The organism is Shewanella sp. 10N.286.52.B9, from assembly GCF_002873635.1.
In the GTDB taxonomy this organism is placed as follows: domain Bacteria; phylum Pseudomonadota; class Gammaproteobacteria; order Enterobacterales; family Shewanellaceae; genus Shewanella.
Map to the genome: position 1 here is coordinate 1 of NZ_MCTY01000215.1, position 22,350 is coordinate 22,350.

Genomic DNA, 22,350 nt, shown 5'->3' on the forward strand with positions numbered 1-22,350 from the left:
ACAGAATCTGTTACACCCTCCTTGAAGGTAGCCAATGATTAGCACTCTATTTTCAGCAATATTAAGCTCTTTCTGTTTTGCTTTAACTTGATGAGCTGCAACTTCTTCCTTTCTGCTAGATAACTCATTCAGCAAAGACTCAAAATTTTCACTATTAGGGTCAATGCTCCTTTTTACGTCTAATAGCTCATCAATTGAATATTGAGAATAGTCGATTAACTTCATACACTTCCTTGTATTACTAACATTTGTATTGTACACATTTATTGAACTAAACATTTATAGCTTACTAAAGCAAAGCTATTGATTAATAAGCACTCTATCAAAGTTATATTAAATAAACGAGTATCCATATTTGATTGCTTAATTTCCAAACTTCGTTTGGGTTAAGTTCAACATCGTGGCGCTTCGCCCACACCAGAGCAAAAGGGAGTGGACGGCAACTCCCTCTTGCATCACCCTCGCCGCTCCGGCGAAATTTAAAAAGCAAAATTTCCAACGGAGAATCATCCAGCTTTAGCCTATATTTTGAGCCTGCCTCACTAAGCTGCAAAAATCGCTAACGCTTCCGATGGGGCGTCCCTTCCCCTCGAAAGCTAGCCAGACATCCCTGTCTGGACTCACGCGATTTTCTTACTTACCTCAATTCGAATTGAATATTCAAAGGAGATCAAAAGCATTAAAAAACAAATAAAATTAACTTCAAAAAAATTTGGAACTACAACCGAAGTTGCAGGCTTGATGTTCCCCATTGAAATTGCTGAAATGTGTTGAAGAAAATGGCGTAAGCCTGACAGGACGTCAGGCTAGCTTTCGTTTGGCCATGGATGGCCTATCGGAAGCGTTAGCTATTTTCGAATAAGCATGAAGCTTACTCGCTTTGAAAGAGTAATTTCGTTGGGGCGGCAAGGGATGTCGAGAAGGGAAATGCTGTTGTTTCCCTTTCGTCGGGTGTGGGCGAAGCGCCACGACTTTGATTCTGATTTTAGTTAAATTTAAAAACAAAGTTAAAAACAAATATAAAAACAAAAAAGCTCAGAGAAAATCTCTGAGCCTTTCAATTTAACCAGCAAAATAAACTTATATTTTAATCAAACTATCGGTTGAAACGCTGTTAGCGAATCTAACATCGCACTGTTGCCCAAACCTTGTCTTGGTGCCACCATATTGAACTGGCCTTGTTCACCATGCAGTGCCATGTAGTTAAGCAACACCGTATCCACCAGCAAGTTCACGTTATTTGCCGATGGGGCTGATGCGGTATCCACTGAGGCATCAGAGCGCATAAAGCCGATTTGTTGGTTTTGTGCCATTTGATCAGCACTTGCGCCCATCAATTGTGGCTTACCCGCTGGGTTATACACCAAGAAGAAAGATGCACCTGTAGATGAGTTATCTCCCGTCCATTCGCCCTTGCCTCGTCCTTCCATTGAGTCATCGATGCGGCCATTACTGGCAACCGAGCCATCACTGAATACATACATCATCAAAGGTTGATTGCGACGAGCGGCATATTCCAAACATGCGCCCATACAACGCCCTGCGCGTAAATCTCGTAACTCACCGGTACCACGCTCACCTGTGTGATAGTCAAAACCACCCATAGTGACAGTGCCAGCACCAGAGAATCCATTAACCACCAGTTTCATAATAGAAGCGGTTTTTTGGAACTCTGATTCTGAATCAAATTCATTAATGGTAAAGATACCGCTTGGGCCCACAATGTCAGGATCTAACACAGGGTTAAGCGTCGAAGGATCACCAAAACGATCGGCTAAATCAGCACTTTTCACATAGCCACAATTGACTAAGTCTTTAATCACATCATCACGAGTCACTTGAGTGTTCACCGAGGCCATTTTCTGGGCGCTAATGCGCTGGATGCTTTCCATTACCGTTACGGCATCGCGCTGAGATAACAAGTTAAACAAATCCCCCACATCCACAAGCCCTGTCACATCAGACGGTCGATCGATTTTAGTTGGCCGCATGCTCAAATCGACAAAATTAGCCGCTGCCATTGAGTTGCCACCAGAGTCAGTGCTGCGCGAGCCAATGAGTGGCATCAGCGAGCCGTTAGCACCAGCCGCCGCAATAGCATACATAGGATTATGTGGGTTATTACCCGTATCGTTATCAGAACGACAAGGGATCACCGCACCATTAATCCGTGATGCGGTATCGGCTGACACCTTTTCCAATATGCCACGTAAAAACGCTGAATCAGAGTGGAACGCGAGCCCTAAATCAGTGTTAATAAAATCAGACATACCAACATCAGGGTTTGCAATCGATGGCGCCATATCACCAGGTAAACCCAGCTTGTTATAGCCTGCTGTCGATAAGAAATCTTGCTGACCTCCTGCACCACCAACCAGCACATTTGAGCCAGCAATATTGGCGCCGCCCGCTAAATCGAAACTGATAAACGGAATTTTACCCGCCCCTTGTACGCTAATACCGCATGAGTCTCGCAGTGCTTCTAAGTCAGAAGACAACGCAGCATTGGCTTGGTTTGGGTTAGCAAACATGCTCATTAATGATAAACCCGCGACCACTTGGCCACCTTTTGCCAGGCCCGTTGAGATAAACTCACGGCGAGTCATGGGTTTACGATGATCGGAAAACAATAAAGGACTGTCAGGGTGAAGATGAGTACGTTTAGTCATGTTGAAGTCCTTTTAAACTCTTTTTTGCCGCCGCTTGATTGTCGATATTCAATATTGGAAACGTCGTAATCTGTGTGGGTATTTTTATCATCATTACGCTCCTATTGAATCAACATCACAGCACTTGCCAACACTGCTGCACATGATGCTTTAGCAATAGTTTGGGTTCGCTCTGCATTACAGTTTGTGCCACACACAGACAAATTACTGACGAGTGAATCCAGCTCGTTATAAACCAAGTTAGCATCTGGCTGACTCGATAAATTCAACGGCATAAGTTGACCAATTAACGGGGTGAGCAAGTTAGGTCTTTCTGCGCTGCTTAATGCCACGTTTGGCTCTTGCATGAAGTCAATATCAGGGAACCAAGCGCTGCGTAAGCTATCGTCATCAATGGCGACATCACAATAGGCAATTGCCAGTTGCGTCACACCCATTTGCTGTGCAGAAATAAAGGTATCGATATTTTCGACACTCGGCAGTTGGCTTTTTACTAGCGCATAGGTATCAAACACTTTGGTTGTTTGCTGAGGTACACCAGTTAACTCACTCATTGAGTGGTTAATTTCAGCAAAGTTTCTTAAGCCTATTTGCGCGGTTTCAGTACTTGCGGGTAACTCATCAGGTGTGATTATCACGCCAGGCACAACCACATTTTCATGTTCACCGATTTGTTCAAAAGTGAGGAAAAACTCATCCTGACTGGCACCTTTTTCGAGACCAATAATAGTGCCTAATGCCGACAGCGACATAGGTTCAGCTAACGCCTGACCGCTTTCAATGGCTAAATCTACGTTAGAATAAGCTTGTCCTTGGGCACTTTCTTTACCATTAATCCCGATACGAACTGAACGCATATCAAATGCTTCAGCCACTGGCGTCCCATCGATATTCACCAATGAAGCGCCAGTAAATAAATAGCTGTAATTATCAAATTGGCTGACTTCAAACATCACATAGGTATTGGGTAAATCAATTAAATGACTTACCGAGAACAGCAAGAAGAATTTCTCGCCTACACCAACATCATAGTTTTGGCTGATTTGTTCTTGCTCTAGTACGCGGTTATAAATCGCCAACAAACGAATATCACCCTGCCAGACATGTTGGTTTGAAGCCTCTCGTCCTAAAATCAACGCAAAGCTGTCATCCCAAGATGCCAACGGCGCAATATCTTCATCAGCCACTTCAATTAAGTTGCCATTGACGTAAATTTTTCGCCCTTCTGTAGCGTTATAAGTTAATACCACATGCTGCAGTGTCGCTTGCAACACTTCATCGGCATCTGGCGTACTTAAGGCTGGTTCGCCATTGGTGCTTGAAGCTTCAGTGCGCAGCATAAAGTCATAGTTATATTGGCTCTGGCCTAATGTGAAGTTACGTGCATCATCACCTGCTGAATAAGTGACGATTCTTGCAGGCCCTTCTTGGGTGACATTATTTGGTGTGACCCAAGCTTCAACTGAAAACTCACCAGTTGAGGTGATTAAATCATGGAGTTTCTTACTGTTGGCGGTACTAGCCTGCGCTTTACCATTAGTAAAAGATAAGCCCCAACTGCCGAGCCATTCAACATCACCCGTCAGCGATAAATTCGCTTCTGGCGCGATACCAGAGGTATCGTATGCAGTAGAACCTTCGCCAGTTTTGAACTGGTATAAGGCAATGACATCCGTTTCAAATCGACCACCACTTGAAGCGGTAATACCATCCGTTAAGCGTAGTGATTTAGACACCACCATTTCTGGTGAAATTTCATCGACAGCAATTGCATCACTCATCGCTGTAACAGCCGCAAGCATTTCATTGCTATTTTCTTGGCAATTTGTCCAACAGTTATGAAACTCACTGCCTAAACGAACCACTAATCGAGACTGAGATGGCTCATCGATGTTGATGACATTTTTAGCCGACTCGTAAGCTTGAGCTATATCGTTACTGGCAAAGAAAGGCGACTGAGCAAAAGTCGCTCCTTCGTTATGACAATCAACGCAGTACTGACTAACAATGGGGTAAACATGTTGGCTAAATAGCGCACTGTCATCTGGAAAACTTTTGCTTGCACCTGGCTCTCGAATGACTGGCGCAGTTAACTCAATGGTATTGGCGCTACTGACCCGTTCATCTGACCACAATTTGATCCACGAAGTCATGGTTTCACCACAGGCACTATCACTGTCTAACCAACAATTATGGCCACCAGCCACTTTTTCAACTAAGCGAGATGAAGCAGGATCAGTTAAGTCAACCAGCGGATTAGTCGCAGCATACGCGTCGTTAACGTCTTCTCGACTGGCAAAATATGGCGCTTGATTACCTTCAGTATGACAGGCTCCACAGCGATTTTGAGTTGAGATATTGTCCCACAATGAGACTTTATATTTTTGAATATCTTCAGTGGCAGGTGCAGGACCGGTATACACGCCAGAGTCTGGTTCTTGCTGTTGAGGCGGATTACTTTCTACGTCACCGCCGCCACATGCCGTGAGGGTTAAACATAAACTCAGCACCGAGAGGCTAGATAAGGTTTTTTGAGATAATTTCACCGTTACTCTCCCATGCAGTAGTTGCCAACTTCAGCGAATACACGCTTAAGTTGATATGAGTTTTGTTGAAAAGACTCAGTGGTCGCCGCAATTTGGTTAATATCCTCATTGGACTCTGCATCTCGTAAGCACACGGTTTTAAATACTTTCTTTACTTGGCACTGAGCGAAAGCTTGGCTATTAGCAAACTCCTCACCTAATGACTTAGCACCAAAGCCTTTACCTTCAAGGGTTTCATCCCAGCCAAGCTTTTGGTTAACCCCCTCACGCCAATAGTTATGCCATTCATCATCTTCAGTGACATAACCGAAAGGGAAACTGGTCGAGTTAATATGGTATTTACCTTGCACTCTGGTGCCTGTATCGGGGTCAACTTGGCCACTTTGGTTGTAAGCAATAGCCCCATTATCACCAACCGGATCGGCTTCAAGGTTAAAATCATATTGATAAAATGCAAACGCTTGAGCTAATGGATCCATGCCACTGTGGCAACCTAAACAGTTATTGATAAATAAGCGACTATCGCCACCAGGGCTGCGGCTAACATCTTGGCGAATTCTATCAGGTGAACGGGTATTATCTTTTAGGGGTTCTAAATCAGTGCACAAATGATTCATTAAGGTAAAACGCACCATGGCTCTGTTTGTACCTAAATAAAAGAATGCTTTGGCAGCCGCTCTACTGGTTAGTACGCCTGCTGTAGCATCACTTGGCAAACCATTTAAGCTAGACTGACTGGTTCGCTCCAAGCCATCTTTTAAATCAATAAACTGATCTTCTAATGATTGGTAATGTTGGTTATTACTGGTGCTATAGGCTGGTAAATTAAGGCTGTTCTTCCCCACATACACCATATCGGCTTGCAGTACCTGCCTGAAATCAACGTCATCTCGTACCGCACCAATTACAGTTGCACTGTAATCATTTAGTGGTGCAAAACTGTCTTGATCGATATTAGTCCAGGGGGTGGCGAACAATTTTAAGGTCGTGGAATAAAAAGCTGGGGTTTCCATTGCTAAATAAGCCGCTTCTATCGGTTTACTATCGCCGAGTAATTGCGCTATATCATTGAGAGTTTGTTCAGATGCGGGAACACCGGCGATACGATCATGTAATTGCTTAGCTTGCTCTAACGTCCCAGCATGAGACAAAGGAGCAAAAACAATTATTGAACCTAGTGTTAATTTATGCAAAAAGGCTCGGGTTTTATTCAGTGTTAATTGCGTTCTTAGCACATTGAATTTATTTGAAAATCGTTGACTTTTCACCGTACAAAGTTGCCTCTTCATACTGTCTCCTTGTCGTTATTTCAGCCAACAAACGCCTTAAGCGGCAGAGTTATAAAAACGCAGACAATGATAAGTATTTCGGGAATCATAAAGCTTGTTGTTTTTATTTTTGTTAACTTTATTTTTTACTTGGCAAAATAATTTTTATTAAAAAGTATTGAAACACTGAGACTAGGCGGCAATAATGTCAAGAGTTATTACATTTTAACTATGTAACGATAACAATAATAACAATTATATATTAAGGGTAATAAATGAAGCCATTTTTCGGCTTAAAGGGATTAGGCCGTAAAACTTTTGACAATAAAGTTTTACGCTATAAAGCTTCTATTTATCAAGCATTAATGGCGTTTCTTCTTGTTAGCGGTTGTAACACGGATACTGCGCTTAAGGATGAACAGCCTGATCCTGTTTTAGTTGAATACCCTGTGGTTTACATTCAGCGCGATCTCATTACCCAGCCCAGTGATGACAACCCAGAATCCGCTAGTTTTCAAAGTAGAAACCCAAGCCAATTTAATCCTGGCGCACAATTATTTGTAAAACGAAATGCGTTTACTGACTCACCCGTTACCAATATCACCGCCGAACTTTTTGCCGATTTAATCACCGAAGATCCTGATACTATCCAACGCATAGATATTCGTGATTTATCAGTATCTGATGATGGTCAACAATTTTTAGTCTCTATTCGCGCGCCAGAAATTGCTGATGCCGACGAAGATGAGCAACCAAGTTGGAATATATGGCGTTACCAATTATCAGACCAATCACTGACCCGATTAATAGACAGTGATACGACCGCCGAACAAGGTGATGATTTGATGGCATCCTTTCTCCCTGATGGACGGATTATATTTGCCTCAACCCGCCAGCGCTTATCACGAGCCATTTTACTCGATGAAGGTAAACCGCAATACACCGCTCTCGATGAAAGCCGCGATAACGAAACGTTCAACATCCATTTAATGAACGATGATGGTAGCGGTATTGAGCAACTGACCTTCAATCTTAGTCATGATTTCTACCCACTGGTATTGCAAGATGGTCAAATCCTCTATAGCCGTTGGGATGACATGGGTGGCGACCATGGTATTAACCTCTACAAAATGAATCCAGATGGCACCGAGAATGAATTAATGTTTGGCTGGCATTCTCATCAGATGACTCTCGATGAGCAAGATGAACAAATTGAGTTTGTTAAACCGCAGCAATTACCAAATGGCAATATACTTATGCTGCTGTCATCACAGGATGAAATGAGTTATCAAAAAAGGCCTGTGACAATTAATATCGATGAGTATATTGATAACCAGCAAGCCACTGCGGTATCGGGCGAAACCGACAACACAACTAACAATGCCATAAACGATTTACCGCTCAGTTTTGATTTTAAATTTAACTTCGCAGACGCGCTATCACCTTCTGGGCGCTTAACTCATTTATATCCATTACCTGATAACAGCCAACGTTATTTATTGAGTTGGGATCTTTGTCGGGTTGTTGTTGAAGAACAAATCCGTGCATGTGGTCAATTAACTGATGAACAGTTACTGGATCAAACCTTAGCACTTGCCGATCCCTTATATGAACTTTGGCTACTTAACGATGCCGACGGTACTCAGCAGTTAGTCGCCAATAGCGAAGAAGGTAAAGTGATTACTGAAGCGTTAGTGATGCAGCCGTCATCGCAACCTAAAGCCTTTATCGCCAACCAAGTGATTGGTAATGAACTTGATCCACAGTTGCACGAAGAACTCGCTGCGGCAATTCACATTCGCAGCGTATATGATTTTGATGGTCAAGACAGCAGCAGTAATCAAGGCGGTATTAGTCGATTAAGCGATCCTTCATTAACCCCAGCCAGTGAATTACCAGCGCGCTTTTTAAAAGTCGTCCGCGGCGTACCTATGCCACCAGATGAAGTTCGTGATATTGCCAATACCGATTTTGGCCGCAGCCGAAATCAATTAATGCGCGAAGTTATTGGCTACACCCCAATTCAGCCAGACGGCTCAGTGAAAATTAAAGTCCCTGCAAATGTGCCATTAGCCATCAGTGTCTTAGATAGCAACGGCCAACGCATTGGTGGTCGCCACAGCCAATGGATAAGTTTACAAGCCGGTGAAACCCTGCAATGTATGGGTTGTCACACGGCTAACAGCCAATTACCTCATGGCCGTTATGGTGCCCAAGCAGACAGCATTAACACAGGGGCGGTTGGTGGCTCTGCATACCCTAATGCCAGCAGCAATATTATTCCAATACAAGGTCAAACCATGGCGCAGGCCGATGCTATGGTCAATGGCATTGCAGAGCTATCGGCGAGCCTACGTTACGATGATATTTGGACTAATCCAGCTATCTCAGCGCCAAACCCGAGTATGAATCTGAGTTATGAAAACTTAACAACCCCTGCACCAAATGGCAGTGAATGTTTTAATAATTGGACCCCATATTGCCGCATTCAAATCAACTATGAAGAACATATTCAGCCCCTTTGGGATTTACCTCGTTTAGCCATAGACGAAGACACCTTAGAGGTCCTTGCGGATAACACTTGCACCGTGTGCCATAGCAATGTCGATGATAATAACCTTGCCCAGGTGCCAGCTGGTCAGCTTGAATTGATTGCAGCTCCATCAATAGATCAAATCGCTCACCTAACGAGTTATCGTGAGTTATTTTTTAATGATGTCGAACAAGAAGAAGTGGATGGGATCGTTATCGACAAACTAGTCGAAGTGCTAGATGCCGATGGTAACGTGGTTTATCAACTGGATGCCGATGGTGAATTGATACTCGATGCCGAAGGTAATCCAATTCCTGTATTAACCACAGTGAATGTACCAGCAATTATCTCGACTAATGGTGCCAGAGCCAGTAGCAGGTTTTTTAATACCATGAATGATGAAACCCATCAAAATATGCTGACAGCCGACGAACTTAAATTATTAAGCGAATGGATAGATATTGGAGCTCAGTATTACAACACTCCTTTTTACGCTCAAGATTAGTCGAAAAGGCTTTTGATAACAGCCGCCATAATAAGAGCAACCTTGGTAAGAGACGGCTTGATAAGAAAAACCTTGATAACAACAAAGTTAAAAGCCAAATAAAAACAACAATAAACAAGGACTGATGATGTTACAAAAAGGAAACTATGTTTAATTTCGCCTGCCCATTCAAGTTCATGTTGGCAGGTACATTACTCTGTTTAACGTTATTGAACTCCAACCTTGCTCACGCTGAATCCTCGGCGGCGCAGTTAACCATTGATGTTCCCTTTGTTGAGCTTCATTCAGGCCCAAGTGCAGGCTATCCCGTCGTACATGTTGTTGAGCAACATGAACAGGTCAGTGTACTACTCAAACGAACATCTTGGCTCAAAGTCCGTGATAAGCGTGGCATTGAAGGTTGGTTTCATGAAGATGACTTACGCGGACTCAGCCAACATGGTGAAGCGGTTAACCAGCATGTCATTGGCACTGAAGCCTTTATGCAAAGAGACTGGGAATCGGGCGTAATGTATGGCGACCTTGAAGGCGCTAACTTTTATAACGTGCACTTAGGCTATGTTTTCACCCCTGTTTTTAGTGCTGAAATATCTGCAGGTAAAGCCTTAGGTAGCATTTCTGATAGTGACTTATTTGAAGCCATGCTTTACAGCCATCCTTTTCCTGAATTTACCTTGGTCCCTTACATTGGCATAGGTGGCGGCATTATCAACACTAAGCCTCACAGTGTTATCGCGGATTCTGAATCACGTCAAAGCACCTTAATGAGTGCAGCGGCTGGGGTTAAATACCATCTCGCACGTAACTTTATCTTACGCGCCGAATATAAACTCTCGTTGGCCTTAACCGACAGAGATGAAAATGAACAACTTCAATCTTGGAAAGTCGGCTTTAGCGTCTTTTTCTAATGGGCATGGGAATAATGAAGGCAATGATGAAAACAGCGATAACAACAAAAATAAGCATTAATACCATGGTAAAAAACGCAATTAAATCTTGTTTAACCCTAAGTATCGTCACTTTAGGCATGGGCTATAGCGCCATTGCACTTTCAGCTGAAGCTAGCCAATCAAATACCGTCGGAGTTAAAGCCGATGTTGAGCGCCGCGAAGTACTCGATGATGTATTGGATACCGAAAATTTCGAGGTCGGTATTCAAGGTGGCTTGATGTCAATTGAGGACTTTGAAAATAGCCCTTGGATTAGTGCACATCTGGGGTATCACATCAGTGAACACTTTTATGTCAAAGGCAGATATGCAGTCGCTGAAGGCGGATATACCAGTTTTGAGAAGCTTGCTCATACCGCGCCTTTACTGACAGATGAAGAGCGCGAAATGACCTACTACGGCCTCAATATTGGTTATAACCTTCTGCCTGGTGAAATATTTTTCAGTGAAGATTTAGTCTTTAACAGTGTGTTCTCCATTGAAGTCGGTGGTGGTAACACTGAGTTTGCCGGTGATGAACAATTTACGGTGAACTTAACCGCTAACTACCGTGTTTTTCTCAATGACTGGGTTGCATGGGATCTGGCGATGAGTGACTACATCTTTGACACTCAAATAACAGGCTCATCAAAAACGACGCACAATTTAACCTTTTCTACCGGTATTGCTGTTTATTTTTAATCTATAGCCGTTGGTCACAACCTAGCTCGAAAAAGAGTTAAACAAAAATTAAATAGTAAGAAAAAAAGGATTATCAATGATGTTATTTAAGCGTGGGTTCATTGCCCTGTTTACCCTATTTACTTTAAGTGTATCGATTCAAGCCAATGCGTTATCAGAAGGCGATATGGCACCAGATTTCACCTTAAAAAACATGCAAGGTGAGAACCTTAAACTCTCTGAGCAGCGCGGCAATATCATCCTGATTAACTTCTGGGCATCTTGGTGTGGACCTTGTAGAAAAGAGATGCCAGTACTGCAAAAGCTTGAAGACAAATATCGAGATTTAGGCGTTGCCGTTTGGGGCGTCAATGTTGAGCAAGAAAACCAAGCAGGTAAAGACTTTCTAGCCGATCTTAATTTAAGTTTTGACATCTTTTTTGACGAAACAAACAGCCTATCTCAGACCTACGATGTAAAAGCCATGCCAACGACTGTGATTGTCGATCGCGACGGCAAAGTGCGATATGTGTTCTTAGGTTATCAAGACGGTTACGAGAAAAAATACGCCGCTGCGATTAAAAAGCTGATCAGAGAGTAACCCTATGATGAATCCAATCAAAAAAATGCTCATGCTCATAACGGCCCTGTCGTCACTATTCATAATATCGGGCTGCTCAAGTTTAGACATAGAACCTTGGGTAAAACCTTATGAACGCCAAAACCTTGCCGATCCTATTATGCGATTTGGTAGGCACCCCATTGCCAATATGCACGTAGCGCATGTATTGGAGGCCCGTGAGTCTGCTCGCGGAGCAGAAGGAACTGGAGGCGGTGGCTGTGGTTGTAACTAAGATGCTCAAGTGCTTATTAAAGACAGCCACACTGACAGGATTAATTCTCTGCTCGCCACTCAGCCTAGCAGCAGTGCTAGAGCCTGATCGCGCTGATGTGCTTTATCACAGCTATGAAGGCGGCGGGATGAAAATTGACGGTCCTTCGGTATTGCTTCGAAAAAAGACCTCAGAATCATTGGCGTTTACTGGCTACTACTACCTCGATAGCATTTCTTCGGCCTCTGTAGATGTGCTCAGTACAGCAAGTCCATATAGCGAAAAGCGCCATGAAGGCCAAGTTGGGGTCGAATACCTCAACGATAAGACCTTAATGACCTTTAATGCCCGCCAGAGTGATGAAGACGATTACCTCGCACAATCCTTTAGCGTTAATGTATCTCAAGATACCTTTGGCGATTTAACCAATTTAAGTCTTGGTGTGTCATATGGTGATAATGAAATACGCCGCAATGGCGATGACCAATTTGAAGAACAAAGCCAGCAGTACCGTATTCGCGCAGGCATAAGTCAAATTTTAACTCGCAACTTAACCGCGCAACTTAACTTTGAAGCCATTGCTGACGAAGGTTACCTCAATAACCCATACCGTACGGTACGCTACATAGATACAACTAACCCATCCGGTGTTGGCTATCAGTCAGAAATCTATCCAGAGACTCGTAACTCGTTTTCAACCAAATTATCGGCAAGCTACTTTCTGCCCTATCGCGCGGCGTTATTTTTTCATTATCGCTACTTCAACGACAGCTGGGAAATTGATGCTAATGATGTCGAACTCGGATACCGCCACCCTATTGGTGACTTCTTAGAACTTGAATTTAAAGTGCGTTACTACCAGCAAACTCAAGCTGAATTTTATAGTGACTTATTCCCTTATCAAGATGCACAAAACTACCTAGCCCGCGATAAAGAGTTAAGTGACTTTAATGACTTAACCTTAGGCCTAGGTGTCACTTATTTAATGCCTGAAAGCTTATCTTTTGGAGATACTCGTTCAGAAGCCAGTATTCAATGGGACTACATCACCTTCGACTACAACAACTTTAGAGATCCCACTGCTGATGGTGGCGTAGGTAACGAACCGTTTTACAATTTTTCCGCTAACGTCATCCGCGCTTTTTATAGCGTTTACTTTTAATCATTTTGCGTAATGTTAGCGATTTAGCCCATTTTCAAGGTAGGAATATGAACAACACAGATCAAGGTACTGGACAAGGTACAGCGCAGGGTAACACTGTTAAGTCATCTACAAATTTTAAAATATGGCTCACTTTGGGGCTATTTATAACCGTGTTCTGGAGCGCGATGCAGCCAAGTGCCGCGTTAGCCAATACTAATAGTGACGCGAGTGCTAATGCAATGACTAATGGTAATGGTAATGGTAGCGCTGATAGTCAGAGTCAGGTAGCAAGCGATCTTGAAAACATCAAAAGCCAAGTCATTAAATTAAATCGTGATTTATTCATTCTTGAAGAAGACTTATTGTTCCCCGCAAGCACTCAAATAGCTGTATTTGTGTCAGTGGATATTGGACGTTTTTTTACCCTAGACAGTGTCGAGCTAAAAATTAATCAGCAAAATGTAGCCGGTTTTTTATATACCCAACGCCAACGTCGTGCACTGGAAAAAGGCGGCATTCAAAAAGTCTATATGGGAAATTTGAAAATGGGACAGCATCAGCTTACCGCTATTTTTACCGGTGTTGATGCAGAAGGTCGCACCGTACAAAGAGCAGTGACTCATCAATTTGAAAAGACAGATGAAACCGTGATGGTGGAATTGAAACTTGAAGATAATGAATCCAGTTATCGTGCAGATGTGAAAGTTGAAGAGTGGGTTTTATAACGGTTATGCCAGTTAATATGAACCAAGCTTTCCCTGACTTTAGCCGCTATGCAGTAGCAACGCCTCAGCTAAAAGCGATATTACTGCTTATCGTTAGCGGCTGTTTTTCAACTGCAGCTATCAGTGCTGATATGCCCACTGATGTCTCAACTGATGAACTAAATAAGCAACCAACTGAAGTTGCTAATGCAACGACTGCAACTAATTTAACCCTTGCTCAGCAAGCTAACCTGCGCAATAAACTTTATCGCCAAGCCTTATACTTTTATTTTGAAGGTGATTACAACGCCGCATTAAGCCAAGTTAGCCTAAACAGACAGCGCTTTGATGCTGATACCGCAAAAAGCCATTTGTTTGAAGCTGGCTTACAGGTATCCATCGGTTTACATCATCAAGCTACAGAGACGTTGGCCACGTTCGAGCAAGCATTAATTCAACAACAAGCAGACGATAAGTTGGCAGGTATTGAGCCACCAACCGAAGATAAACAAGGCAATAAAACTGCCACCTCTGCTGATGAGCTAAAGCTTATCGCGCTACTACAGTTGTCAGAACAACAAATAGAGCAAGGTAAACACAGTGCTGCCCAGCAAACCCTCGCTAATATCACTCAACTGCCTGCTTCATATGCTGAGCAATATCAGATCCTACATCAATTGGCATATTGGCCTGCATCTGTGACTCCTTCAGCGAAAATACTTGATGAGTCAGCCGCGGGATCAAACCAAGCAGATACTGAATTAACTGCAAAGTCAGCATTATCTGCTTACGTCATGCTTAACCAAGCACTGCAATTGATGCAAGCAAAGGATTATCAACGCGCAGAAACACTGCTGGTACGCATTAAAAACATAAACGTAGCAGCAACTGAAACGAATTTCTGGCAAAGCTTATTTACCGAAAAGAGTCCACAACAACGAGCTCAAGTTTCTAGTAAAAATGTTAATAAAGAAATCACTGACATAAGCATAATGACAGCTGATGAATTAAAGGCAGACAAACAAATCCAGCAGCAAGCCATTAATGATTATGCTCAATTATTGTTAGCCCAACTGTATGTTAAACAAGGTCTATACCAAGCAGCATTCGATCAATTACAAGATTTTCCTGAGCACAGTCCTTACACTGAGTCTGCACTATTTCTATTTGCCTTCTCAGCTCAGCAGATCAAGCGATATGACACTTCACTGGCATTGCTTGATTTATTAAAACGTGACTATCAATACTCCCAGCTCGGTTGGCAATCAGCATTACTCATTTCTGCTCAAATCAAACAGCAAAACACACTTTCTGAGAGCCTATATAGCTATCAACAAGCCGAGCAACTCTATGTTGAACAATTAGCTGACTTAGCACGCTTTCATACCGATATTAAGCAAACAGAATTAACGCCATTATTGTTCAACAGTAATGTAAACGCTCAAACGGGAGCTAATGGTCAATGGCTGCAAAAAGCCTTAGAAAATCCAGAGCTGAAACACGATATCGATACCTTATCTGAGTTATCACTGTTAACGAGCAATATTGACCGTCAGCAGCAAAAAAATGCCTGGATAAAAGAGAGCTTAACACTCAATAAACAGCGTCAAGCTCGCATCATCGAACAGCAAAGCCAAACCCAGTATCCTGAATTGATTCAGCAGTTAACCAATCAAAAGCAGCTGTTAGCACAAATGATTACTGAGGCTGAGGCACAAGAAAACGCAGATATTTTTGCCAATGACGCAGAGCAAGCATGGCTTAAACGCGTCAATGAAAGTGAAAACGTTATCAAGGCTATTCGTGGTCAGCGCAGCACTGAAGAGTATCAACAAAGACTAAACCGCGTTAAAGCAGTCCTTAACTGGGAGTTGCAACAGCAATTTCCTCAAAGGTTATGGCAACATAAAAAATTACTTAAACAAGTCGACCAACAACTCGTACTGGTAAGTCTGCAGCAACAACGCTTTGCTCAGTTAGCCAATTCTCAGCAACAAACCACTGCGTTTGAGCAGCGCCAAGCTCAAGCAGAAACGAGACTGGTTACAACAATTCAAAATATCGCAGCACTTGAATCCTCAACCAAAGCTCAAATTCAACAAAAAATCTCAGCCTTTGTTTCTGAGCAACAAATTCAGCTTGAACAGTTATTACTGGCCTCTCGCCATGAAATGGCGGCTGTATTAGAGCAAATGTCCCAACCTGTTATAAATGGGGAGAAATTATAATGACCCCATCAAAACCAACGCTATCTCTACTCGTTAGCTGCATGATCATTGCTGGCGTCAGCGGTTGTAAAAGCACCCTAGATACTCAAGCTAATAACAATCCCAAAAGAGCGACATTAACTGATTTAGCCAAACAACAACCCCAAGTTTCATTGGACTCACTTGCTCTGACAAAAGCGCAGCGAAGCCAAAAACTTGCGCAAATTTATCAGCAATTACTGACATTAGAACCCAACCCAGAAGTCAGAACACACGTTGAATATCGTCTGGTTCAAATTAAGACTGAAAATCTTGAAGAGCAAATGTTTGGTGAGCTTGAAACCACAGTTCTTGATGAAGATACGGGGGTTAACCAGTTAGCTGCAGAGCAAAAAGCTTTGCAACAGTTCAAGCAAAACGATCAACAACTAGCAAAATTAATCGCTGAGTATCAAACACTATTACAGCGCTACCCTAATCGCGCTGATAACGAGCATCTGCAGTATCAACTGGCAAAAGCGCTAGATTTGCAAGGCCTGCTAGATGAAAGCTTAATCGAAATGGAATCGTTATTATCCCGCTACCCTAACACTCAATATTTGGCTGAGCTTAACTTTAGGCGTGGCGAAATCTATTACAACTTACAAGATTACCCTGCTGCGATAAGCGCTTATAAACAGGTTCAATTAGCTGATAACAATGATAAATATTTACTCAACAGCATTTATATGTCTGGTTGGTCACTGTTTAAACTGAATCGCTTACCTGAGGCTGACAGTACCTTTTTAGCCGTGTTCGATACGATTTTAGCTAACCATAAACCAAAGCGAAATGAGTTAACCGCAACGGATTTCAGCTTTGCTAGTTTGAGCAGCCGCGAGCAAAACCTAGCAATTGATGCGCAGCGAGTGTTAAGTATTTCACTCAGTCAGCAGCAACAATCCGTATCCTTAGTTGCGCTGGTGACATCAAAACAAGACACGCGTTACTTACCTATTTATCAACATGTTCTATTTGATAACTTAGCAAAATTCTTACTAAAACAAGAGCTGCAACATGATGCAGAGCAGACCTATCAAGCCTATATCGGTTTGGCACAAGATAACATTTGGTCTGCTCGTTACTCATTGGCTTTACTTGAGCTTTATCAGCGCCAAGGTAAGTTTGCTTCAATGCATAAACTCAAAAATGATTATATTAACCAGTACGGGTTAAATAGCACTTTTTGGAGTCAAGCAAGTGCAAAGCATCAACGAGAGTTACTGCCTCATTTACTGGCATTTAGTGATGAGCATAGCCGCAGAGTTTACGCCAACGCGCAAAATCAGCCTGCAGGCATTGGCCGAGTAAGCGCTTTTAAAGCGGCTGCAAATGCATTAAGTACTTACTTACAACTCGCAAAATTGCCACAGGCAAGCAGCTTACTCAGCAAAGATATTCACACTGATGAATACCTGTTTGCTGATGCTAATTTTGAAGCCCAGCAATTTAGACAAGCACTTAACAGTTATAAAACTATCGCTTATGGTGAAATCAGTTCTATTGATGATTCGGTTCAAGCAGACCAGCCAAACCAACAAGCTGATCACTTAAGCCAACCAAATAAGCAGCTAAACCAAGAGCAGATAGCCCTCAAAAAGCAGGCGGCTTATGCAACCACAATCACAATTCGAGAAATCCTAACGCCGCTGCAAAATCAAGCTAATGCAAATTTGGATAGCACTCAGGTCGTTGTCCAAGAGAGGGTCGCCTTAGATAAACAGTTTATCGCCAACTATCCAGATGATAAACGCGCTCTAGAGCTTGCAACTCACGGCGCCCAATATTCATTTGCATCGAAAAACTACCTGGATTTAGCCCAGTTCAGCGAATTTGTATTAGTGACTCACGGTGTCATTAATCAACCCTCTGAGAAAAGTGCAGAACAAATAGCGGTAGTAGCGCGACAAACACCTGATGAATTAGCCAGTGTACAAAAACCTCAGGCTTATATCGCCCTAGATAAATCAAGTGTTATCAATCCAGTAGAGCACGGTAAACAGCTGCCTAAAACTCAATTAAAACAAGTACAACTTGTGACTCAGTTATATGCTCACGGGTTATATCAGCAAAGCCAATATGCCCTTGCTGAGCAATCTTATAATCTGGCGTTAAAATATTTAAGTGTCAGTCAAACACCGACAGCGCAACAAGCGACATCACGAGTTGAAATGCGCGATTTATTAGCATCAAGCATTTACTTCCAAGCACAGGCTAACAAGAACGACAATCCGCAACTTGCTGTTGTCGATTTATTACGGATTAGCAAAGCTGTGCCTGAATCAAAATATGCAGTCAGTGGCGAGTTTGAAGCGGCGAATATCTTGCTTTCGCAACAGCAATGGCAACAAGCTATTACGGTATTGGTGCCATTTCAAAAGCGTTACCCTAAACATCACTTCAGTGCATCAATCCCAGCAAAACTTGCTCAGTCATATGAAGCATTAGAACAATGGGAATTGGCTGCTGAGCAACTGTTGATTATTGTTGCCAATGAACCCAAAGGAGCGCTAAAGCGTGAGGCGCAATATACTGCTGCGGAGTACTACCTCAAAGCAGGCGAAACCGAAAAAGCCCGCTTAACCTATCGAACATACGCTAAAGATTACCCTGAGCCTTTTGATGTAGCACAAGAAGTACGCCTTAAAATGAGCGAGTTTTATCAAGTTTCTAACGAGCCCAACAAGGAATATTACTGGTATCGCCAGATATTAACCTTCCACGCCAAGCAGCAAGCTAAAGCGAATACCTTTGCTGGGCGAGAAATTGAAATTGCCTCTATTGCAGCGTCTGAATTAGCCCAAGCACACCAGCAAACATTTATCGCGATTAAGCTAACCGCGCCATTAAATAAAACCTTGAAGCGTAAACAAGACGCGATGAAACAAGCTATTGATTATTACCAGCAAGTGTTGGACTTTCAACGAGCACAATATGTGCCGCAAGCAACCTTTAACTTAGCTGAAATGTATCGCCAGTTAGCGGCTGATGTTATGGACTCTGAGCGCCCTAGTGACCTAGATGAATTAGCGCTGGAAGAGTACGAAATATTGCTTGAAGAGCTCGCCTATCCATTTGAGGAAAAGGCTATTGAAATTCATATCAGTAACATTGAGCGAGCTTGGCAAAATATCTATGACCAATGGATTGGCAAAAGTTTCACAACCTTAACTGAACTGTCACCTGCGTTATATAACAAACAGGAGGTGACACATAATGTCGTTGAATCAATTCACTAAACCTTTAAGTAAGAGAGTAAACAGTCGGGTGAATAATAAAGTGAATAACACACTTTCCTCAGCTCATGTCACCATCAAGTTATTAATGGGTTTCAGCCTAATGATCTTGTCTGCATGCTCAACGATGACTAATGATCAAGCGAGTGAAAACGCCGAAGCTAACGGTATTGATGCCCTAGATAGCAGTATGGTGGATATGGTTAACACAGATGATGGCAATGCTAGCTCTGTGGCAAATGGCTCTGTAGGGAACAGCTCGAACAAGCAAACGGCAAGTAATGGCGCTTTAAATGACATAACAGCCAACAATTACAACTTATATGCTGAGCAAGCACAGCAACGTTTAGCCAATGTACCCAGTACGGTGTTAACTCAGTATCAAGATGCGCTTGCTCTGATGAAACAACAGCAATTTGATCAAGCTGATGTATTATTCGATCAAGTACTCTTGGCGCAGCCAACCCTATCAGGTGCATTAGTAAACAAAGCCTTAATCGCCATTAATAAAAGTGACCTTAGTCAGGCTGAATCTTTGTTAAATCAAGCCATTGCCGTTAACCATAAAAACCCTTACGCCTTTCAGTTGAAGGCCCTTGTAGCAAGAAAGCAAGGTCAATTTGAACAGGCAGAAAAAGATTATTTAACCGCATTATCTATTTGGCCTAATTATCCAGAAGCACAAGTTAACCTGGCTATTTTGCTCGAGCTATACCGAGGAAAACTATTAGATTCGAGACGTTATTATCAATCCTATTTATTGCTAAAACCTGATGATGTTCAAGCCCAGCGATGGTTGGCTGGCGTTGAAATAAAAATTCAGCGCGCTGGGCTCAATTTGCAAGAAGGAGAAGGATAAGATGGTTAGTTCATTAACCCCGATGACAACATACCGTGTAAACGCGGCGGTTATTGCTGTTATGACACTCTTGCTGCTATCAGTCATTAGCATTGGCCAGCTTAATGCCGCTGAAACCGTCAGCACAGCAAACAAACCCGTATTAATTGAAAGTAAAGTGGCCGGCACGCAAGAGCAACCCAAAGTGCTTTACATCATGCCTTGGCAAGGAATTACCAACCCTGTAGCAATACAAGATAACAATATGCAAATCATCTTGCCGCAATTCAAACCGATTAACCCTAAAAAGTTCCAACAAGAGGTACGTGATTTCAGTGTGAATACTTCATCAAAACAATAAAGGGTGTATTCACCAAGATAAAAGTTTAACCCGAAGCAGTAACAAAAAAGCAGTAACAAAAAATAACTACATTTAGGACGAGTCAAAAACAACTTCGTTCGACTCTATAAAAAGGAAAATATCATGAGTTTTACCGACCATATTATTGCATTTTTACAAAATGGTGGCCCGTTCATATACCCTATCGCCCTAGTATTAGTCGTCGGTTTGGCCATCACTATCGAACGCTGGTTATATCTCAGTTCAGCTCATCGCACTAACCAAAAAGCATTCTCGTTAATCAAAGAAGCACTTAAAAGCGGTGATGTCGCGACAATCAGTCAACATGCGCAAAATAATAAAGCCCCTGTATTTGATGTATTGCAATCTGGTATCGTCAGAATTTCACAAGCTAATCGCCGTGAAGATGTGGAATACGCCATGGAAGAAACCATCATGGAGTACATGTTGAGACTTGAAAAGCGCACGCCATTTATTGCTACCTTAGCCAATATTGCTACGTTACTTGGTCTACTGGGTACCATTATGGGGCTGATTGCAGCGTTCTCTGCGGTAGCCAGTGCAGATCCAGCTGAAAAAGCTAACCTGCTGTCTTCCAGTATTTCTGTTGCAATGAACACCACTGCATTTGGTCTTATTACCGCTATTCCGCTAATTCTATTTCACTCAACACTGCAAACTAAAACTGCGACTATTGTTGATTCAATTGAAATGGCTGGCATTAAATTACTTAATTCACTGTCATTTTCTAAGCAAGCGGATTCGGACCGAGGCTAATAATTATGAGACGCCGTCGTCGCCCTAATACCGAAGATGCAGAACTCGATATCACTTCATTTATGAATTTGATGATCGTGCTCGTGCCTGTGTTATTACTGAGTTTGGTATTTTCACAAGTACGGATACTAAATCTGCAATTGCCTGTTATGTCAGAATCTCAACAAGCTGAAGATGATCAAGAACCTAAAGTATTGGAACTGGTCATTACTCAGCAAAGTCTTGAGCTCAACTACCCTGCGAGCATATTACTTAAACGTTTTGAAACAACAGAACAAGGTTATGATTTCAAGGCTTTGTCTGTGTACTTACAAGACCTTAAACTGACTTTTCAACAACAAGAAATCGATAAAAATGACATAGTGCTTTTGCTTGAATCTAATATCGATTATCAGACCATTGTGACTGCAATGGATACAGTGCGTTCATACAAAGCAGTGGTTGCGGCTAATCTAGTCGATGCTGAACTGTTTCCGCTTATCTCATTAGGCGATGCACCTGAAGAATCACTTGCTGAAACACAAGTAAGTGAAACCACAGGAGGCAAATCATGAAGCAATCACCCAGAGCTAAACGACTTGCTAAGCACCATAAGCGCTTTAAATCAGGTGGCAAACTTAACTTAGTTGCCTTGATGGATATCTTTACGATTTTGGTATTCTTCTTGATTGTGAATCAATCTGAAGTACGCGTTCTACAAAATATCGAAAAGATAAAGTTACCTGTCTCTATTGCTGAAGAACTGCCAGTTGAAAACCTGGTTATCACAGTACTTAAAGATACAGTGCTTATCCAAGAGCGAGCTGTTTGGCAAAATAGTGCTGATAAGCCTAACTTCAGTGAACAAGAAAACCTTGAGTTTATCGAAGCGATGACTACTGAGCTTACATACCAAGCGAGTAAACGTACTGAGTTAACAGAGTCAGAACAGGAAAAAGGCCGTGCCGTCACCATTATTGGCGATAGCAGCACACCTTATATGGCGTTAAAGCAAATTATGGCTGCTTGTGCTGAAACGGGATATAGAAATATGTCATTAGCCGTGGAACGCCAAGCCAGTAAAACGGCTGAGGAGAGTTAG

18 protein-coding genes are annotated in these 22,350 nt (G+C 42.5%); 14 read left to right on the forward strand and 4 right to left on the reverse strand.

Translation table 11 applies throughout. The annotated features are described in order from the left end of the window. From BCU91_RS17755 to BCU91_RS17770, 4 genes are all read right to left on the reverse strand, one after another. Positions 1-225 (reverse strand): hypothetical protein (locus BCU91_RS17755; RefSeq protein WP_133126621.1); only part of this gene is annotated, 225 nt, incomplete at its 3' end. A gap of 866 nt (positions 226-1,091) precedes the next feature. Then, positions 1,092-2,669, reverse strand: coding sequence for a general secretion pathway protein GspF (locus BCU91_RS17760; protein WP_102532048.1), 1,578 nt, complete (start codon positions 2,667-2,669; stop codon positions 1,092-1,094). 101 nt (positions 2,670-2,770) lie between these two features. After that, positions 2,771-5,215 (reverse strand): LamG domain-containing protein, encoded by a 2,445-nt coding sequence (locus tag BCU91_RS17765; RefSeq protein ID WP_102532049.1) that lies wholly within the window; start codon positions 5,213-5,215, stop codon positions 2,771-2,773. Between the two features lie 2 nt (positions 5,216-5,217). Beyond that, positions 5,218-6,504 (reverse strand): hypothetical protein, encoded by a 1,287-nt coding sequence (locus tag BCU91_RS17770; RefSeq protein WP_241904111.1) that lies wholly within the window; start codon positions 6,502-6,504, stop codon positions 5,218-5,220. Between the two features lie 254 nt (positions 6,505-6,758). Between BCU91_RS17770 and BCU91_RS17775 the strand changes: the two genes are divergently transcribed. From BCU91_RS17775 to BCU91_RS17840, 14 genes are all read left to right on the forward strand, one after another. Continuing rightward, complete coding sequence (locus BCU91_RS17775) at positions 6,759-9,521, forward strand: PD40 domain-containing protein (RefSeq protein WP_102532050.1); 2,763 nt, start codon at positions 6,759-6,761, stop codon at positions 9,519-9,521. A 146-nt stretch (positions 9,522-9,667) separates the two neighbouring features. Beyond that, positions 9,668-10,429: an SH3 domain-containing protein gene (locus BCU91_RS17780; RefSeq protein WP_102477101.1), complete on the forward strand. Its 762-nt coding sequence runs from the start codon at positions 9,668-9,670 to the stop codon at positions 10,427-10,429. 65 nt (positions 10,430-10,494) lie between these two features. Further along, a complete protein-coding gene (locus tag BCU91_RS17785; RefSeq protein WP_241904112.1) occupies positions 10,495-11,151 on the forward strand; it encodes an outer membrane beta-barrel domain-containing protein in 657 nt (218 codons plus the stop codon). 76 nt (positions 11,152-11,227) lie between these two features. Further along, entirely contained in the window at positions 11,228-11,731 is a 504-nt protein-coding gene (locus BCU91_RS17790) for a TlpA disulfide reductase family protein (protein ID WP_102438952.1), read from the forward strand. A 7-nt stretch (positions 11,732-11,738) separates the two neighbouring features. Further along, positions 11,739-11,984, forward strand: a complete 246-nt coding sequence (locus tag BCU91_RS17795) for a DUF4266 domain-containing protein (RefSeq protein ID WP_102439160.1) — start codon at positions 11,739-11,741, stop codon at positions 11,982-11,984. Continuing rightward, entirely contained in the window at positions 11,965-13,125 is a 1,161-nt protein-coding gene (locus tag BCU91_RS17800; protein ID WP_229370619.1) for a DUF3570 domain-containing protein, read from the forward strand. Before BCU91_RS17795 ends, BCU91_RS17800 begins: the two co-directional genes overlap by 20 nt. Before the next feature lie 47 nt (positions 13,126-13,172). Then, complete coding sequence (locus BCU91_RS17805; protein WP_198590498.1) at positions 13,173-13,832, forward strand: AraC family transcriptional regulator; 660 nt, start codon at positions 13,173-13,175, stop codon at positions 13,830-13,832. Between the two features lie 5 nt (positions 13,833-13,837). Beyond that, positions 13,838-16,039 (forward strand): CDC27 family protein, encoded by a 2,202-nt coding sequence (locus BCU91_RS17810; protein ID WP_133126622.1) that lies wholly within the window; start codon positions 13,838-13,840, stop codon positions 16,037-16,039. Further along, positions 16,039-19,296, forward strand: a complete 3,258-nt coding sequence (locus BCU91_RS17815; RefSeq protein WP_102532053.1) for a tetratricopeptide repeat protein — start codon at positions 16,039-16,041, stop codon at positions 19,294-19,296. Before BCU91_RS17810 ends, BCU91_RS17815 begins: the two co-directional genes overlap by 1 nt. Continuing rightward, positions 19,274-20,152: a tetratricopeptide repeat protein gene (locus tag BCU91_RS17820; RefSeq protein WP_102532054.1), complete on the forward strand. Its 879-nt coding sequence runs from the start codon at positions 19,274-19,276 to the stop codon at positions 20,150-20,152. The genes BCU91_RS17815 and BCU91_RS17820 overlap by 23 nt, the downstream gene beginning before the upstream one ends. Before the next feature lies 1 nt (position 20,153). After that, entirely contained in the window at positions 20,154-20,492 is a 339-nt protein-coding gene (locus BCU91_RS17825; protein ID WP_102532055.1) for a hypothetical protein, read from the forward strand. Positions 20,493-20,615: 123 nt separating this feature from the next. Further along, positions 20,616-21,269, forward strand: a complete 654-nt coding sequence (locus BCU91_RS17830) for a MotA/TolQ/ExbB proton channel family protein (protein WP_102438963.1) — start codon at positions 20,616-20,618, stop codon at positions 21,267-21,269. Positions 21,270-21,274: 5 nt separating this feature from the next. Then, positions 21,275-21,823, forward strand: coding sequence for a biopolymer transporter ExbD (locus tag BCU91_RS17835; RefSeq protein ID WP_102532056.1), 549 nt, complete (start codon positions 21,275-21,277; stop codon positions 21,821-21,823). Next, positions 21,820-22,350: a biopolymer transporter ExbD gene (locus BCU91_RS17840; RefSeq protein WP_102528072.1), complete on the forward strand. Its 531-nt coding sequence runs from the start codon at positions 21,820-21,822 to the stop codon at positions 22,348-22,350. The genes BCU91_RS17835 and BCU91_RS17840 overlap by 4 nt, the downstream gene beginning before the upstream one ends.